Here is a 15,714-nt window from a genome sequence, read left to right on the forward strand (position 1 = left end):
CCGTGGCCGAGACCGCGCCGCTGCGCGTGCAACTGATCGCCAAGACCGAATTCCTGGCGCCCCCCGACGTGCCATGGACCACCGACGCCGACGGCGGCGCCGCGCTGGTCGAGTTCGCCGGGCGAGCCTGCTACCAGAGCTGGTCCAAGCCCAACCCGAAGACCGCGACCAACGCCGGCTACATCAAGCACATCATCGACGTCGGCCACTTTTCGGTGCTCGAACACGCGAGCGTCTCGTTCTACATCACCGGCATCTCGCGGTCGTGTACGCACGAGCTGATCAGGCACCGGCACTTCTCGTACTCGCAGCTCTCGCAGCGCTACGTCCCGGAAAAGGAGTCGCGGGTCGTCGTGCCGCCGGGCATGGAGGACGATCCGGAACTCCAGCGGATCCTCGCCGCCGCGGCCGATGCTGGCCGGGCCACCTACGCCGACCTGCTGGCCAGGCTGGAGGCCAAGTTCGCAACGGGCCAGCCCACCGAAAAGATGGGAGCCCTGCGCCGCAAGCAGGCGCGTCAGGCCGCGCGCGCGGTGCTGCCCAACGCCACCGAAACCCGCATCGTGGTGACCGGGAACTACCGCGCCTGGCGGCATTTCATCGCCATGCGGGCCAGCGAGCACGCCGACGTCGAAATCCGCCGGCTGGCCATCGAGTGTCTGCGCCAGCTCGCCGCCGTCGCGCCCGCTGTGTTCGCCGACTTCGAGGTCTCCACCCTCTCCGACGGCTCCGAGGTCGCCACCAGCCCGCTGGCGACCGAAGCGTGAAGGGTGAAGCCTGAAGCGGCGCACGGGGACACAACCGGGCCGGTAGGTGCTAAAAAGCTTGCCGCCGCCAGGTAGCCTGAACACCGTGAGTACCGTCGGATTCGACGCCCCGGCACGCCTGGGAACTCTGCTAACAGCGATGGTCACGCCCTTCGGCGCCGACGGCTCGCTCGACACGATCGCGGCGGCGCGGCTGGCGAACCGCCTGGTGGACGCGGGGTGCGACGGCCTGGTGATTTCCGGTACCACCGGCGAGTCGCCGACCACCACCGACGACGAGAAGCGCGAGCTGTTGCGAGTCGTGCTGGAGGCCGTGGGAGACCGCGCCCGTGTGATCACCGGCGCCGGCACCTACGACACCGCGCACAGCATCCGCCTAGCCAAGGCCGCCGCGGCCGAAGGCGCCCATGGCCTTCTCGTGGTCACCCCGTACTACTCGAAGCCGCCGCAGTCCGGGCTGCACGCACACTTCACCGCCGTCGCCGACGCGACCGACCTGCCGGTGCTTCTCTACGACATTCCCCCGCGCTCGGTGGTTCCGATCGAGCCCGACACCCTCCGCGCGCTGGCCGCGCACCCGAACATCGTCGGCGTCAAAGACGCCAAGGGCGACCTGCACAGCGGCGGTCAGATCATCGCCGAGACGGGGCTGGCCTACTACTCCGGCGACGACGCACTGAACCTGCCCTGGCTGGCAATGGGTGCCACCGGCTTCATCAGCGTGATCTCGCACGTCGCGGCGGGCCAACTGCGAGAGTTGTTGTCCGCCTTCAACTCCGGAGACGTCGCCACCGCTCGCAAGATCAACGTCCTGGTCGCCCCGCTCTGCGATGCCATGAGCCGGCTGGGCGGGGTGACGCTGTCCAAGGCCGGCCTGCGCCTGCAGGGTTTCGACGTCGGCGATCCGCGACTGCCACAGATGGCGGCAACACCGGAACAGAGCGAGGCGCTCGCCGCCGATATGCGGGCGGCATCGGTGCTCCGATGAGTGCTCCGATGAGCGAGAAGTGAGGGTGGCCCGCAAGTGGATGTAGACCTCAGCCCACCAGGTCCGCTGACCACGGGTGGGCTGCGGGTCACCGCGCTGGGCGGCATCAGCGAAATCGGCCGCAACATGACGGTTTTCGAGCACCTGGGCCGACTGCTGATCATCGACTGCGGCGTGATGTTTCCCACCCACGACGAGCCCGGCGTCGACCTGATCCTGCCGGACCTGCGCCACATCGAAGACCGGCTCGACGACATCGAGGCGCTGGTGCTGACCCATGCGCACGAAGACCACATCGGCGCGATCCCTTTTCTGCTCAAGCTGCGGCCCGACATCCCCGTCGTCGGCTCGAAGTTCACGCTGGCGCTGGTCGCCGCAAAATGCCGCGAGCACCGCATCAAGCCGGCCTTCGTCGAGGTCAAAGAGGGGCAAAGCACCCGGCACGGGGTCTTCGAGTGCGAATACTTCGCCGTCAACCACTCCATCCCCGACGCGCTGGCCATCGCGGTCTACACCGGCGCGGGAACCGTCCTGCACACCGGCGACATCAAGCTCGACCAGCTGCCGCTGGACGGCCGCCCCACCGACCTTCCCGGCATGTCCCGGCTCGGCGACGCGGGCGTGGACCTTTTCTTGTGTGACTCGACCAACTCCGAGATACCCGGCGTCGGGCCGTCGGAAAGCGAAGTCGGTCCGACCCTGCACCGCCTGATCAGGGGCGCCGACGGGCGGGTCATCGTGGCCTGTTTCGCCTCCAACGTGGATCGGGTGCAACAGATCATCGACGCCGCGGTGGCCCTTGGGCGGCGGGTGTCGTTCGTCGGGCGATCCATGGTGCGCAACATGGGCATCGCCCGCGAGCTGGGCTTCCTGCGGGTGGACGATTCCGACGTAATCGACATCTCCGCTGCCGAGATGATGGCGCCCGACCAGGTTGTGCTGATCACCACCGGCACCCAGGGCGAGCCGATGTCGGCGTTGTCGCGGATGTCACGCGGCGAGCATCGCAGCATCACGCTGACCGCCGGTGACCTGATCATCCTGTCGTCGTCGCTGATCCCGGGCAACGAGGAAGCCGTCTACGGTGTCATCGACTCGCTGGCCAAGATCGGGGCCCGGGTGGTCACCAATCAGCAAGTGCGAGTTCATGTTTCGGGCCATGCCTACGCCGGCGAGCTGTTGTTCCTGTACAACGGGGTGCGGCCGCGCAACGTGATGCCGGTCCACGGCACCTGGCGCATGCTGCGCGCCAATGCCAAGCTGGCGGCGCGCGCCGGCGTGCCGCCGGAGTCGATCCTGTTGGCCGAGAACGGCGTCAGCGTCGACCTGGTGGCGGGCAAGGCTTCCATCGCGGGCGCGGTGCCGGTGGGCCAGATGTTCGTCGACGGTCTGATCACCGGCGATGTCGGCGACATCACCCTGGGCGAACGGCTCATTCTGTCTTCGGGTTTCGTCGCCGTGACTGTGGTGGTCAAGCGCGGCACGGGGCGTCCGGTGGCGGCGCCGCAACTACATTCGCGCGGATTCTCCGAGGATCCCAAGGCACTCGAGCCCGCCGCCCGCAAGGTGGAGGCGGAGCTGGAATCGCTGGTTGCCGCCGACGTGACCGACCCGACCCGCATCGCGCAGGCGGTGCGCCGCACCGTCGGCAAATGGGTGGGCGAAACCTATCGCCGCCAGCCGATGATCGTGCCGACCGTCATCGAGGTCTAGCGGCGCCCGCGAAATATACCCGCGAAACATAACCGCGAAATATAAACTGCTGCGGCGTTCCTCGGCGTGTCGTCGCAGACGTTTATGTGTCGCGGCTGGATCTTCTCCGTCTAGAGCTTCTCCGCGTACACCGACCACTCCAGCTGTGATGCCGGGAGCTTGCGGCCGGTGGGCTCCACGTAGCGCTGGACGAATTCGTCCGGCCCGGCCTGCTCCACCAGCCGCCACCCGTATTCGCCTATGAACGCGGCGACGTCGTCGGGCTGCAGACCGAAGTGCCAAAGCTGATGACGCTCGCGGACATTGCGGTACAGCGTCCGGGTGCCGTACAGGTTCGTCCCGTCGATGAAGTCCCGCCGGACATAGGTGAACACGAATCGGCTGCCCGGCGCCGCCGCGCGCAGTCCCTCGAGGGTTCGCCGGACACCGTCTTCGGTGAGGTACTGGGTGACGCCCTCGCAGATGAAGAAGGCACGGTAATCCGTGCGATAGCCGTGCTCGGCCAACGACGTGAGCAGGTCATCGCGCTCGAAGTCCAGTGCCACCAACCGAACCGACAGCGGCGGCTCGCCAAGCACCCGCCGGACCGTCTTGGCCTTGCGGGCGATGTTGACCGGCAGGTCCACCTCGAAGACCGGCATCCGCACCCGCCGCGTCAGCCGGTAGGGGCGGGTGTCCAATCCGGCGCCGAGGATGACGACGGCGTCGATGGCCTGGTTGTCACTGAGCGCTTCGGCAAGCTTGTCGGCGATGAAACGCTTGCGGCAGGCCATGTTCACCCACAACCCGGGGCCGGTGAACTCCGATCCACGGATCATCAGGCGGCGGATCGGGGCGGCGCGGGTGGCGGCGACGAGCCAGCGCAGCGGAGCCGGCAGGAATAGGCCCGCGAGATCGTCGTCGACCAGCCGCTGCCCGGGCAGTTCGTTCTGTTCCACGGCCGCCAATACCATCGGGCCGAAGGCGGTCTGCGCCACGGGGTTTCGCGCCATGACTATCGCTTGTTCAAGTAGCCGGCATCTACCGGCAACGCGACGCCGGTGAGGTAGCGAGCCTGATCGGACACCAGCCACGCCACCGCGTCGGCGATGTCGGCGGGCGCCAACACCTGCACCGGCAGCGCATTGCCCATGTCCGGCGGTGAATCGGACTGCGCGACGAGGTCGGCGAGCCACCGCCGGGTGTGCTCGTTGTTGATCATCGGGGTGTCGACACCGGACGGATGTATCGAGTTAACCCGGATATTGTGGCGGGCAAGCAAATTGGCGTATACACGCATCAACCCGACCATACCGTGTTTGGCCGCGGCGTAGCCGATGGAGCCGGGGTCGGCACTGCCGATGCCGGCGAGGCCGGCGGCCGAACTGATCAGCACGATCGAACCGCCGCTGCCCTGGGAGATCATCGTCGGTATCGCGGCCTCAACGGTGTGGTGCACGCCGGTGAGGTTGACATCGATGACGTCGCGCCAGCCGTCGCCGCCGGACTGCATGGGGGCGATGCCGGCGTTGGCCACCACGATGTCGAGGCGGCCGAACTCGTCAAGGCCGGCCTGCACTGCGGCCGAAAGCGATTCGCGATCGCGGACATCGCCCTGTCTGGCGACGATGCGCGCCCCGATGTCCTCGACGAGCTTGACGGTGTCCGCCAGATCCTGCGGGGTGGCCAGCGGATAGGGGACACTGTCGATCTGCGCGCACAGGTCTACCGCGATCACATTCGCGCCGTCGGCGGCCAGCCGTACCGCATGCGCGCGGCCCTGACCGCGCGCGGCGCCGGTGATGAGCGCGACCCTGCCCGTCAGTGGGCCCTCCAGGGGCCGGCCCGCGCCGGTCACTTGCGCAGTTGCCCTTTGTCCGGATCGCCCGCGGGCACCGGCTGCAGCATCTTGATGTCCGGCGCCCCGGCCAGGTGCTCGCCGGCCGCCGCGAACATCTTGCCGATGGCGGGGGCGGTGCTGTGCGCCTTGAGCGCCTCGGGGTCGGCCCATTGCTCGACGAACACGAACGTCTCACCCGTTTCGTGCAGCGAGTACAACTGGCAGCCCGGCTCGTCGTGCACCTCTTCGACGGCGCTGGTGAGGATGTCGCGGACGGTGTCGACCGATTCGGGTTTGACGGTCATGGTGGCGACGACGACGACGGGCATGCTAGGGCCTCCTGGGCAGGGCGGGGAGCGGCGTGACTTTGATCACCGTTCGTCACCCTACCCACGCGTTCCGGGGGCCGCTGCGGCGCCCGAGGGAGCGGATCGGAGAGGATCGCCGTTACCAGTGTGGCGGGTGGTGCAGATGATGTCTTTACGACTACCCTGGCCACCATGGCTAGTAAGACCGCGGCCCGCTCACGAAGCCGAACGAGCAGGTCAAAGGCCCCTTCGCGGGGCAGGTCCCGAAGTGCGCGACCAGCCGCACCCCGCCGGCGGCCGGGTAGACCCGCCAAACGGCGCAACCCGTCGGTGCTGGTCGCCGCGGGGCTGACCTGCGGCCGGGCCATGCGCGCCACCTGGTTGATGGCGGCGCGCGGCACCGGCGGCGCGGCGCGGTCGATTGGGCGGGCCCGCGACATCGACGCGGGGCATCGCCGTGACGGCATCGCGCTGGTTCTGCTCGGTCTGGCCGTCGTCGTCGCCGCCAGCTCGTGGTTCGACGCCGCCCGGCCGATCGGCGCGTGGGTCGACGTGGTGCTCCGGACGTTCATCGGGTCGGCCGTCCTGGCGCTGCCGGTGGTCCTGGGCGGCGTCGCGGTGGCGCTGATGCGCACCCAGCCCAACCCCGATGCGCGGCCCAGGCTGATACTCGGCGCGAGTCTGATCGCCCTGTCGGTCCTCGGCCTGCGCCACCTGTGGTCCGGCTCCCCGCAGGATCCCGAATTGCGCAGGCGCGCAGCGGGATTCATCGGCTTCGCCATCGGTGGTCCGTTGTCGGACGGCCTGACGGCCTGGATCGCCGCGCCGCTGTTGTTCATCGGCTTCATGTTCGGCCTGTTGCTCCTGACCGGGACCACCATCCGCGAATTGCCCGACATGATTCGGGCCACGTTCGGCACCCGGCTGATCGACGACGACGGTGACTACGACGAGTCCGCCTATGACTACGCCGACGAGTTCGACGACCAGTTCGACAACGACGAGCCACCGTTCGACCCAGAAGCACAGGCATGGTCGTCGGAGGGCGCCGGCGACGACGTGTACGACGAAACCCCCACGGTGCCCGAACCGGCCTTCGAACCCGCCAAAGCGCGCGCCCGCCGCGGCTCCCGCAAGCAGCCCCAGGTCACCGACCGCGTCGTCGAGGGCCCCTACACGCTGCCGTCCCTGGACCTGCTGGTCACCGGCGATCCCCCCAAAAAGCGCAGCGCGGCCAACAACCAGATGGCCACCGCGATCGGCGAGGTGCTCACGCAGTTCAAGGTCGACGCGGCCGTCACCGGCTGCACCCGCGGCCCCACCGTGACGCGCTACGAGGTCGAGCTGGGCCCCGGCGTCAAGGTGGAGAAGATCACCGCGCTGCAGAAGAACATCGCCTACGCCGTGGCCACCGAGAGCGTCCGCATGCTGGCGCCGATCCCCGGCAAGTCGGCCGTCGGCATCGAGGTGCCCAACACCGATCGCGAAATGGTGCGCCTGGCCGACGTGCTCACCGCGCCGTCGACCCGCCGCGACCACCACCCGCTGGTGATCGGGCTGGGCAAGGACATCGAGGGCGATTTCATCTCGGCCAACCTGGCCAAGATGCCGCACCTGCTGGTGGCCGGCTCCACGGGTTCCGGCAAGTCGAGCTTCGTCAACTCCATGCTGGTATCGCTGTTGACCCGGGCCACCCCGGAGGAGGTCAGGATGATCCTGATCGACCCGAAGATGGTGGAACTGACGCCGTACGAAGGCATTCCGCATCTGATCACCCCGATCATCACGCAGCCGAAGAAGGCCGCGGCCGCGCTGGCGTGGCTGGTCGAGGAGATGGAACAGCGCTACCAGGACATGCAGGCGTCGCGGGTGCGTCACATCGACGACTTCAACGCCAAGGTGCGATCGGGTGCCATCACGACGCCGCTGGGCAGCCAGCGGGAGTACCGCCCGTACCCGTATGTCGTGGCGATCGTCGACGAGCTGGCCGACCTGATGATGACGTCGCCGCGCGACGTCGAGGACGCTATCGTGCGGATCACCCAGAAGGCCCGGGCCGCGGGCATCCACCTGGTGCTGGCCACCCAGCGGCCGTCGGTGGACGTGGTGACCGGGCTCATCAAGACCAACGTGCCGGCCCGGCTGTCGTTCGCGACGTCGTCGCTCACCGACAGCCGGGTGATCCTGGACCAGGCGGGCGCGGAGAAGCTGATCGGGATGGGCGACGGCCTGTTCCTGCCGATGGGCGCCAGCAAGCCCCTGCGGTTGCAGGGGGCGTACATCACCGACGAGGAGATCCACGCCGTCGTCGCCGCCTGCAAGGATCAGGCCGAACCCGAATACACCGACGGGGTGACCACGGCCAAGCCCACCAGCGAGCGCACCGACGTCGACCCGGACATCGGCGACGACATGGACGTGTTCCTGCAGGCCGTCGAGCTGGTGGTGTCCAGCCAATTCGGCTCCACCTCGATGCTGCAGCGCAAGCTGCGCGTCGGCTTCGCCAAGGCGGGCCGCCTGATGGACCTGATGGAGACGCGCGGCATCGTGGGGCCCAGCGAGGGATCCAAGGCGCGTGACGTGCTGGTCAAGCCCGACGAGCTGGCGGCGACGTTGACCGCGATCCGGGGCTCCGCGGGCGGATCCGACCTCCAAGACGAGTGAGCCCGGCGAGTAATCAGAGCAGCAGCAGCATCCGGGTATTGCCCAGGATGTTCGGCTTGACGTAGCTCAGGTCCAGGAATTCGGCGACACCGATGTCGTAGGAGCGGCACATCTCCTCGAACACCTCGGCGGTGACCGGCGTGCCCTCGATCTCGCTGAACCCGTGCTTGCCGAAGAACTCGGTTTCGAAGGTCAGCACGAACAGCCGCTGCAACTGCAGTTCGCGGGCGACTTCGAGCAGCCGGTTGACGATCGCGTGGCCGACGCCGCGCCCGGTCGCCGCCGGGTCGACGGCGACGGTGCGGATCTCGCCGAGGTCGGACCACAACACGTGCAGCGCCCCGCAACCCACCACCTCTCCCGCGAGTTCGGCCACCCAGAACTCCTGAACGGCCTCGTAGAGCGTCACCAGGTTCTTTTCCAGCAGGATCTTTCCTGAGTAGGTGTCGACGAGTTGTTTGATCGCGGGCACATCGGATGTTCGCGCGCGCCGGACCACCGGTTGGCGATCCTGTTGGCTTTCGGTCACGGGTCAACAGTATTGACATTGGGGACGCCTGCGCTGGTCAACCGTTATTCTGTTGCCGTGTCGGGGCAGCCGCAAACACCTCCGTTGGTGCGGCGTGCCCGGATCGCCAATCTCGCGAACATCCTCACGTTGTTGCGGCTGGTGCTGGTCCCGATCTTTTTGCTCGCGCTGTTCGCCGGGGATGGCCACCAAATCGTCGGGCGCATAGTCGCTTTCGTGATTTTCACGATCGCCATGATCACCGACCGGCTGGACGGCCTGCTGGCCCGCAACTACGGTATGGCGACCGAATTCGGCGCGTTCGTCGATCCGGTCGCCGACAAGACGCTGATCGGGTCGGCGGTGATCGGATTGTCGATGCTTGGGGACCTCCCGTGGTGGGTCACCGTGGTCATCCTGACTCGCGAGGTCGGGGTGACCCTGTTGCGGTTGGCGGTGATTCGTCGCGGCGTCATTCCGGCCAGCTGGGGCGGCAAGGTCAAGACCGTGGTGCAGGCGCTGGCGATCGGGTTGTTCGTGCTACCGCTCTCGGGACCGTTCCTGGTGGTGGCTTCAGTGGTGATGGCGGCGGCGATCGTGCTCACCGTGGTGACGGGCATCGACTACGTGGCGTCGACCGTCAGGGCAGTTCGCCAGACGACGGGCTGAGCGGGAACTGATTGGGAACTAGGCCACCGGTGCCGGCGTTGACCTAGTGAGCTCGTGTCGAGCAGGCCTGACTGGAATGAACCGGGACAAAGGAGAGCGGGAATGCCGCCATTGGTGCGCGAGGTCATCGGCGACGTGTTGCGCCTGGCCCGGACGACGCAGGGACGGACGTTGCGCGAGGTGTCAGATGCGGCTCGGGTGAGCCTCGGGTACCTGTCCGAAGTGGAGCGCGGCCGCAAGGAGCCCTCCAGCGAGCTGCTCAACGCGATCTGCGATGCGTTGGAGGTCCCGCTGTCGACGGTCCTCACCGACGCCGGGGAGCGGATGGCGGGCGAGGAACGCGCCGTGCACAGCGAGCCGACTGGTGAGCCGACCGCCGTGGCAAGCGGTTCCACCATCGACCCCGGCACCAAGGTCGTCATTCCGCCGGTGGCGTCTCTGGCGGTGGCCTGAGCTCGCCACTAAATTGAGCGGCAGGGTGAGCACGAGCCCAGCAGGGCTCTACCCAAGGCCCACCGGGCCCACAAGTAGCGAAGGCGGAGCTAAGCAATGGCCAATCCGTTCGTCAAAGCGTGGAAGTACGTCATGGCGTTGTTCAACGCGAAAATTGACGAGCACGCCGACCCCAAAGTCCAGATTCAGCAGGCCATCGAGGAAGCGCAGCGCACCCATCAGGCCCTGACGCAGCAGGCCGCCCAGGTGATCGGCAACCAGCGTCAGCTGGAGATGCGGCTCAACCGGCAGCTGGCGGACATCGAAAAACTGCAGGTCAATGTGCGCCAGGCCCTGACCCTGGCCGACCAGGCCACGTCGTCCGGAGACACCGCCAAGGCCACCGAGTACAACAACGCGGCCGAGGCGTTCGCGGCCCAGCTGGTGACCGCCGAGCAGAGCGTCGAAGACCTCAAGACGCTGCACGACCAGGCGCTGCAGGCGGCGGCACAGGCCAAGAAGGCCGTCGAACAGAACTCGATGGTGCTGCAGCAGAAGATCGCCGAACGCACCAAGCTGCTCAGCCAGCTCGAGCAGGCGAAGATGCAGGAGCAGGTCAGCGCGTCGCTGCGGTCGATGAGCGAGATCGCCGCCCCCGGCAACACGCCGAGCCTCGAAGAGGTACGCGACAAGATCGAACGCCGCTACGCCAACGCGGTGGGCGCGGCCGAGCTTGCGCAGGGTTCCGTGCAGGGGCGGATGCTCGAAGTCGAGCAGGCCGGTGTGCAGATGGCCGGTCACTCCCGGCTGGAGCAGATCCGCGCGTCGATGCGTGGCGAAGCCCTGCCGACGGGCTCGACTGCCGCGCCGGAAGCCAGCCCGGCCACTCCCGCCCCCGCCGAGACCGGCGGGCAAGCCGCCGAGAAGCCCTTCGGTCAGTCCTAAACCCGGAAGGGTCCCACGATGTCGGTGAACGCGACCGGGCGCGGCTCCTGGCGCGCGTTGTTGCAGTGGGGGCTGGACACCGCCGCCGACCTTTCCGACCTGGTGGCCCGGAAGATCAGCGCCGCCGCGGACCCACGCGCCCGGCTGCTGCGACGCCGCCGCCGCGCGCTGCGGTGGGGCTTGATATTCGCCGCCGGCTGCGTGTTCTGGGCGGTGGTGACGGCCGTCCTCGCGGCCTGGGGCTGGTTCGCGTTGCTGCTGGAGATCACCGGGGCCATCGCGGTCGTTCTGGTGATTCCGGCGACGTTGTTGCTGCTTCGCTACCGCTGGCTGCGATCCGAGCCACTGCCGGCGAGCCGGCCCGCCAACGCCCGCAGGCTGCCGCCGCCCGGTTCGGCCGCGCGACCGGCGATGTACGCGCTGGGCGCCTCGGAACGCGGGTTCTTCTCGCTGCTGGGTGTGATCGAGCGGGGCGCCATGTTGCCCGCGGACGAAATCCGCGACCTGACCGCGGCGGCGAACAAGACCTCGGCGGCGATGGCTTCCACCGCGGCCGAGGTGGTGTCCATGGAGCGGGCGGTGCACTATTCGGAGTCGTCACGCTCGTATCTGGTGCCCACCATCAATGCGTTCACCGCGCAGCTGAGCGCCGGCGTCCGTCAATACAATGAAATGGTCACCGCCGCAGCGCAATTGGTGTCGTTCGCCAACGGCGATTCCGGGGGAGTGCTGGCCGCGTCGCAGCAACGCTACCGGGACGAGTTGGTCGGCGCGACGGATCGTCTCCACGGCTGGGCGCAGGCGTTCGACGAACTCGGCGGACTGCAGCGCCGCTAGTCTTCCGGTCGCGGGCCGTAGCGTTCGATGTAGGCCTGGTGGATGTGGGCGTCGCGGGCTCGGGCGCGTTCGTCGACGAGCCCGGGATCAAGGCCGTGCACCGCCAGCATGTGCCGGCGCCACACCTTGTTGAGCGCGTGCGAGAAATACACGAACGGAATGAGGATCGGCAGCGTCATGCTCAGATGGACGTCGAGCGTCGTCGGGATGAACCAGAACGGTATGAGCACCAACACCGCCGGCACCGCGACGCGGATCATCATCCGCGCGACGGCGCCCTTGCCGGCCAGGTCGTTGCGCACCCAATCCCGCATCGAGTCGGGTAGTCGGCGCCCGTAGCAGTAGCGGATGTACTGCAGGGCGTTGGGCTTGGAGCGGACGCTGTCGTTGGCCATGGCCTCAGAACGATGCTTTGAGCGACGGTATTACCAGCGCGACCAGCCCCCGCGCCGTGGCCTTGAGCATGTCGAAGAAGTCAAAGTAGTCGCGCCACAGGGTGATTCGCCCGTCGTGCACCTCGAACACGCCGCAGACCCAGAACTGAAGCCGCAGCGGACCGAAGATCAGCGCGTCGCTACGTTCGGTGAGCACCGCGGCCCCGTCGGCGGCGATGCGGTGGATCTTCACCTCGAACGCGGCGCGCCCGTCCATTTGCCGGAACAGCTTCATCGCTCTGGCGCGGCCATGGATCGTTGGCAGTCCGACGTTCTCGTAGACGAGATTGTCGTCCAACGACGCCTCCGCGGTCTCGTAATCCGCGTCCTGCAAGGCATTCAGGAAACCTTCGACCGTCCTGGTGTTCGCGACGGCCGTCCCAGTCGGCTCGGTCATGGCTGCCAGCGTAGGCGAGTCGGCGCGTCCGGCGCTGTGGCAGGGTAGGGCTGATGCGCGTCGCCGTCGTCGCCGGGCCGGATCCCGGGCACTCGTTTCCGGCGATTGCGCTGTGCCTGCGCTTCCGCGAGGCCGGCGACGAGCCCACCCTGTTCACCGGTGAGGAATGGATCGCCACCGCCCGCGGCGCCGGGATCGACGCGGTCGCGCTGGACGGGCTCGCCGCCACCGACGACGACGTCGACGCCGGGGCCAGAATCCATGGGCGCGCGGCGCGGATGGCAGAGCTCAACGTGCCCGCCCTGCGCGAGCTGGCGCCCGACCTGGTGGTATCCGATGTCATCACCGCGGGCGGCGGCATGGCCGCCGAGCTGTTGGACATTCCGTGGGTCGAGCTCAACCCGCATCCGCTATACCTGCCGTCCAAGGGTTTGCCGCCGATAGGCAGCGGGCTCGCGCCGGGCACCGGCATCCGCGGCCGGCTGCGCGACGCCACGATGCGCGCGCTGACCGCGCGCTCCTGGCGGGCCGGGGTCAAGCAGCGCGCCGCCGTCCGGTTGCAGATCGGGCTGCCCGCCGTCGATCCCGGGCCGCTGCGACGGCTGATCGCCACGCTGCCCGCGCTGGAGGTGCCTCGTCCGGACTGGCCGGACGAGGCCGTGGTGGTCGGCCCGTTGCACTTCGAGCCGACCGACCGGGTGCTCGAGGTCCCGGCGGGCTCCGGGCCGGTGGTGGTGGTCGCGCCGTCGACCGCGGCGACCGGGACCGCCGGGTTGACCGACGTCGCGCTGCGCCACCTGACGCCGGGCGACACGCTGCCGGCGGGGTCGCGGTTGGTGGTGTCGCGGCTGGGCGGACCGGATCTGGCCGTGCCTCGGTGGGCGGTGGTGGGGCTGGGACGCCAGGCCGAGCTGTTGACGCACGCCGACGTGGTGATCTGCGGTGGCGGTCACGGGATGGTGGCCAAGACGCTGCTCGCCGGGGTGCCCCTGGTGGTGGTTCCCGGCGGGGGAGACCAGTGGGAGATGGCCAATCGGGTGGTGCGTCAGGGCAGCGCGCGGCTGGTCCGGCCGCTGACCGCCGACGCGCTGGTGGCCGCGACGAAGGACGTGCTGTCCACGCCCCGCTACCGCGTGGCCGCCCGCGCGGCCGCCGCCGGCATCGACGAGGTCGCCGACCCGGTGCGGGTGTGCCACGAAGCGCTGGCTCTCGCGGGGTGATGCGCCGGCCGCCCAGTATGTTGGCTGGCGTGCGGCTGACGGAGTTCAACGAACGGGTTGTGTTGCGCTTCGGCGCCGCGTACGGCGCATCGGTGCTGATGGATCACGTGTTGACCGGGTTCGACGGCCGCACCGCGGCCCAGGCCATCGAGGATGGCGTCGATCCGCGCGACATCTGGCGGGCGTTGTGCGTCGACTTCGACGTGCCCCGCGACCAGTGGTGAAGTTCCCCGCTTACTCGTGAGCGAGGGTGCGTCCAGGGCGCCCTACTCGCACACTCGCCGCCGCGAACGCACACTCGGCGTGTCTACCTTGAATCGAACAGGTGTTCGGCTAATGTGTGAGCGTTCGGAGATGTCGACTTGTCAGTGGCCATCTCTAGTGTCACGGCCAACCGACCGATACCGGTCACCGAACACACCGACTATAGGAGAGGCACCATGACGCAAGCCCCCGACCGCGAGAAGGCTCTCGACCTGGCGATGGCCCAGATCGAAAAGAGCTACGGCAAAGGCTCGGTGATGCGTCTCGGCGACGAGACGCGTCAGCCGATCTCGATCATCCCGACCGGATCCATCGCACTGGACGTGGCCCTGGGCATCGGCGGCCTGCCACGTGGCAGGGTCGTGGAGATCTACGGCCCGGAGTCCTCGGGTAAGACCACCGTCGCACTGCACGCGGTGGCCAACGCCCAGGCCGCCGGCGGCGTCGCGGCGTTCATCGACGCCGAGCACGCCCTGGATCCCGACTACGCCAAGAAGCTCGGCGTCGACACCGATTCGCTGCTGGTCAGCCAGCCCGATACCGGTGAGCAGGCGCTGGAGATCGCCGACATGCTGATCCGCTCCGGCGCGCTGGACATCCTGGTCATCGACTCGGTCGCGGCCCTGGTGCCGCGCGCGGAACTCGAAGGCGAGATGGGCGACAGCCACGTCGGGTTGCAGGCCCGGCTGATGAGCCAGGCGCTGCGGAAAATGACTGGCGCGCTGAACAATTCGGGAACCACGGCGATCTTCATCAACCAGCTCCGCGAGAAGATCGGGGTGATGTTCGGCAGTCCCGAAACCACCACGGGTGGAAAGGCTTTGAAGTTCTACGCGTCGGTGCGCATGGACGTGCGCCGGATCGAGACGCTCAAGGACGGCACCAATGCGGTCGGTAACCGCACCCGGGTCAAGGTCGTCAAGAACAAGGTGGCGCCGCCGTTCAAGCAGGCCGAGTTCGACATCCTCTACGGCCGGGGGATCAGCCGGGAGGGTTCGCTGATCGACATGGGTGTGGATCAGGGCTTCATCCGCAAATCCGGCTCCTGGTTCACCTACGAGGGCGAGCAGCTCGGCCAGGGTAAGGAGAACGTCCGCACCTTCCTGATGGAAAATGCCGACATTGCCAACGAGATCGAGAAGAAGATCAAAGAAAAGCTCGGCATTGGCGCGGTCGTGACCGATGACCCCACCGGTGATGTCCTCCCCGCTCCCGTCGACTTCTGAGCCCTCTCGCGAGGAGCAGGCGCGGGCGTTGTGCCTGCGCCTGCTCACCGCGAGGTCGCGTACGCGGGCCGAGCTGTCCGGCCAGCTGGCCAGACGCGGATATCCCGACGACGTCAGCGCTCGGGTGTTGGACCGGCTGGCGAGCGTCGGCCTGGTCGACGACACTGACTTCGCCCGGCAGTGGGTGCATTCCCGGCGGACCAACACGGGCAAGAGCAAGCGCGCGCTGGCCGCCGAGCTGCACACCAAGGGCGTCGACAACGACGTGATCACCGCGGTGCTGGCCGGCATCGACACCGGCGCCGAACGCGATCGGGCCGAGCAGCTGGTGCGGGCCAGGCTGCGGCGGGAGACGCTGGGCGACGACGACACAAGCGACGACACAAAGGTGAGCCGCAGGCTGGTCGGGATGCTGGCGCGGCGTGGCTACAACCAGAACCTGGCCTGCGAGGTCGTCTTTGCCGAGCTGGCCGCCGAACGGGAACGCCGGCGGGTGTAGCTGCGGATTAATCCGGTGGGAGCG

17 protein-coding genes and 1 pseudogene are annotated in these 15,714 nt (G+C 68.1%); 12 read left to right on the forward strand and 6 right to left on the reverse strand.

The window, feature by feature from the left end; genetic code table 11:
- The first annotated feature begins 2 nt into the window (after nucleotides 1-2).
- The 3 genes from thyX (at nucleotide 3) to ACQI5H_RS05850 (ending at nucleotide 3,468) form a co-directional block, all read left to right on the forward strand.
- Nucleotides 3-767 (forward strand): FAD-dependent thymidylate synthase, encoded by a 765-nt coding sequence (gene thyX / locus ACQI5H_RS05840; RefSeq protein ID WP_427078457.1) that lies wholly within the window; start codon nucleotides 3-5, stop codon nucleotides 765-767.
- Between the two features lie 85 nt (nucleotides 768-852).
- Nucleotides 853-1,755, forward strand: a complete 903-nt coding sequence (gene dapA, locus ACQI5H_RS05845; protein WP_427078458.1) for a 4-hydroxy-tetrahydrodipicolinate synthase — start codon at nucleotides 853-855, stop codon at nucleotides 1,753-1,755.
- 36 nt (nucleotides 1,756-1,791) lie between these two features.
- Nucleotides 1,792-3,468, forward strand: coding sequence for a ribonuclease J (locus ACQI5H_RS05850; protein WP_427078459.1), 1,677 nt, complete (start codon nucleotides 1,792-1,794; stop codon nucleotides 3,466-3,468).
- Between the two features lie 110 nt (nucleotides 3,469-3,578).
- Here the strand turns inward: ACQI5H_RS05850 and ACQI5H_RS05855 are convergent, their stop codons facing one another.
- From ACQI5H_RS05855 to ACQI5H_RS05865, 3 genes are read right to left on the reverse strand one after another with little or no spacing between them, the layout of a single operon-like run.
- Nucleotides 3,579-4,460, reverse strand: coding sequence for an SAM-dependent methyltransferase (locus ACQI5H_RS05855; protein WP_427078460.1), 882 nt, complete (start codon nucleotides 4,458-4,460; stop codon nucleotides 3,579-3,581).
- Between the two features lie 2 nt (nucleotides 4,461-4,462).
- On the reverse strand, nucleotides 4,463-5,284 hold the full coding sequence (locus tag ACQI5H_RS05860; RefSeq protein WP_427078605.1) for a mycofactocin-coupled SDR family oxidoreductase: 822 nt from the start codon (nucleotides 5,282-5,284) through the stop codon (nucleotides 4,463-4,465).
- Nucleotides 5,285-5,301: 17 nt separating this feature from the next.
- On the reverse strand, nucleotides 5,302-5,616 hold the full coding sequence (locus ACQI5H_RS05865; RefSeq protein ID WP_427078461.1) for a putative quinol monooxygenase: 315 nt from the start codon (nucleotides 5,614-5,616) through the stop codon (nucleotides 5,302-5,304).
- Between the two features lie 11 nt (nucleotides 5,617-5,627).
- On the opposite strand from ACQI5H_RS05865, the pseudogene ACQI5H_RS05870 reads away from it, so the two are divergent.
- Nucleotides 5,628-8,259 (forward strand): annotated as a pseudogene (locus ACQI5H_RS05870) (DNA translocase FtsK 4TM domain-containing protein).
- Nucleotides 8,260-8,272: 13 nt separating this feature from the next.
- Here the strand turns inward: ACQI5H_RS05870 and ACQI5H_RS05875 are convergent.
- Nucleotides 8,273-8,788, reverse strand: a complete 516-nt coding sequence (locus tag ACQI5H_RS05875; RefSeq protein ID WP_427078462.1) for an amino-acid N-acetyltransferase — start codon at nucleotides 8,786-8,788, stop codon at nucleotides 8,273-8,275.
- 57 nt (nucleotides 8,789-8,845) lie between these two features.
- Between ACQI5H_RS05875 and pgsA the strand changes: the two genes are divergently transcribed.
- From pgsA to pspM, 4 genes are all read left to right on the forward strand, one after another.
- Nucleotides 8,846-9,436, forward strand: coding sequence for a CDP-diacylglycerol--glycerol-3-phosphate 3-phosphatidyltransferase (pgsA, locus tag ACQI5H_RS05880; protein WP_427078463.1), 591 nt, complete (start codon nucleotides 8,846-8,848; stop codon nucleotides 9,434-9,436).
- A gap of 102 nt (nucleotides 9,437-9,538) precedes the next feature.
- Nucleotides 9,539-9,889: a transcriptional regulator ClgR gene (clgR, locus tag ACQI5H_RS05885; protein WP_427078464.1), complete on the forward strand. Its 351-nt coding sequence runs from the start codon at nucleotides 9,539-9,541 to the stop codon at nucleotides 9,887-9,889.
- A gap of 96 nt (nucleotides 9,890-9,985) precedes the next feature.
- Nucleotides 9,986-10,813, forward strand: a complete 828-nt coding sequence (gene pspA, locus ACQI5H_RS05890; protein WP_427078465.1) for a phage shock protein PspA — start codon at nucleotides 9,986-9,988, stop codon at nucleotides 10,811-10,813.
- Nucleotides 10,814-10,831: 18 nt separating this feature from the next.
- Complete coding sequence (pspM, locus tag ACQI5H_RS05895; protein ID WP_427078466.1) at nucleotides 10,832-11,650, forward strand: phage shock envelope stress response protein PspM; 819 nt, start codon at nucleotides 10,832-10,834, stop codon at nucleotides 11,648-11,650.
- Here pspM and ACQI5H_RS05900 read toward each other — a convergent pair.
- Nucleotides 11,647-12,045, reverse strand: a complete 399-nt coding sequence (locus ACQI5H_RS05900; protein ID WP_427078467.1) for a DUF5313 domain-containing protein — start codon at nucleotides 12,043-12,045, stop codon at nucleotides 11,647-11,649. The two genes, pspM and ACQI5H_RS05900, sit on opposite strands and share 4 nt — an antisense overlap.
- A 4-nt stretch (nucleotides 12,046-12,049) precedes the next feature.
- Nucleotides 12,050-12,481, reverse strand: a complete 432-nt coding sequence (locus ACQI5H_RS05905; protein WP_427078468.1) for a limonene-1,2-epoxide hydrolase — start codon at nucleotides 12,479-12,481, stop codon at nucleotides 12,050-12,052.
- A 53-nt stretch (nucleotides 12,482-12,534) separates the two neighbouring features.
- Between ACQI5H_RS05905 and ACQI5H_RS05910 the strand changes: the two genes are divergently transcribed.
- The 4 genes from ACQI5H_RS05910 to recX all read left to right on the forward strand — a co-directional run bounded on the left by ACQI5H_RS05910 (nucleotide 12,535) and on the right by recX (nucleotide 15,690).
- Nucleotides 12,535-13,701, forward strand: a complete 1,167-nt coding sequence (locus ACQI5H_RS05910) for a glycosyltransferase (protein ID WP_427078469.1) — start codon at nucleotides 12,535-12,537, stop codon at nucleotides 13,699-13,701.
- 29 nt (nucleotides 13,702-13,730) lie between these two features.
- The gene (locus ACQI5H_RS05915; protein ID WP_427078470.1) at nucleotides 13,731-13,925 is read left to right on the forward strand and encodes a DUF3046 domain-containing protein; all 195 of its coding nucleotides are present in this window, start codon (nucleotides 13,731-13,733) and stop codon (nucleotides 13,923-13,925) included.
- A 216-nt stretch (nucleotides 13,926-14,141) separates the two neighbouring features.
- Entirely contained in the window at nucleotides 14,142-15,191 is a 1,050-nt protein-coding gene (gene recA, locus ACQI5H_RS05920; RefSeq protein ID WP_427078471.1) for a recombinase RecA, read from the forward strand.
- Nucleotides 15,163-15,690 (forward strand): recombination regulator RecX, encoded by a 528-nt coding sequence (recX, locus tag ACQI5H_RS05925; protein ID WP_427078472.1) that lies wholly within the window; start codon nucleotides 15,163-15,165, stop codon nucleotides 15,688-15,690. The genes recA and recX overlap by 29 nt, the downstream gene beginning before the upstream one ends.
- Nucleotides 15,691-15,714: the final 24 nt, after the last annotated feature.

It is taken from the genome of Mycobacterium heidelbergense (genome assembly GCF_050205645.1).
Taxonomy (GTDB): domain Bacteria; phylum Actinomycetota; class Actinomycetes; order Mycobacteriales; family Mycobacteriaceae; genus Mycobacterium; species Mycobacterium heidelbergense_A.

What these genes read in the sequence shown, in the direction of transcription:
- ACQI5H_RS05855 (WP_427078460.1), bottom strand. Translation starts at nt 4,460, where the DNA reads ATGGCGCGAAACCCCGTGGCGCAGACCGCCTTCGGCCCGATGGTATTG.
- ACQI5H_RS05865 (WP_427078461.1), bottom strand. Translation starts at nt 5,616, where the DNA reads ATGCCCGTCGTCGTCGTCGCCACCATGACCGTCAAACCCGAATCGGTC.
- clgR (WP_427078464.1), top strand. Translation starts at nt 9,539, where the DNA reads ATGCCGCCATTGGTGCGCGAGGTCATCGGCGACGTGTTGCGCCTGGCC.
- pspA (WP_427078465.1), top strand. Translation starts at nt 9,986, where the DNA reads ATGGCCAATCCGTTCGTCAAAGCGTGGAAGTACGTCATGGCGTTGTTC.
- pspM (WP_427078466.1), top strand. Translation starts at nt 10,832, where the DNA reads ATGTCGGTGAACGCGACCGGGCGCGGCTCCTGGCGCGCGTTGTTGCAG.
- ACQI5H_RS05900 (WP_427078467.1), bottom strand. Translation starts at nt 12,045, where the DNA reads ATGGCCAACGACAGCGTCCGCTCCAAGCCCAACGCCCTGCAGTACATC.
- ACQI5H_RS05905 (WP_427078468.1), bottom strand. Translation starts at nt 12,481, where the DNA reads ATGACCGAGCCGACTGGGACGGCCGTCGCGAACACCAGGACGGTCGAA.
- ACQI5H_RS05910 (WP_427078469.1), top strand. Translation starts at nt 12,535, where the DNA reads ATGCGCGTCGCCGTCGTCGCCGGGCCGGATCCCGGGCACTCGTTTCCG.
- recA (WP_427078471.1), top strand. Translation starts at nt 14,142, where the DNA reads ATGACGCAAGCCCCCGACCGCGAGAAGGCTCTCGACCTGGCGATGGCC.
- recX (WP_427078472.1), top strand. Translation starts at nt 15,163, where the DNA reads ATGTCCTCCCCGCTCCCGTCGACTTCTGAGCCCTCTCGCGAGGAGCAG.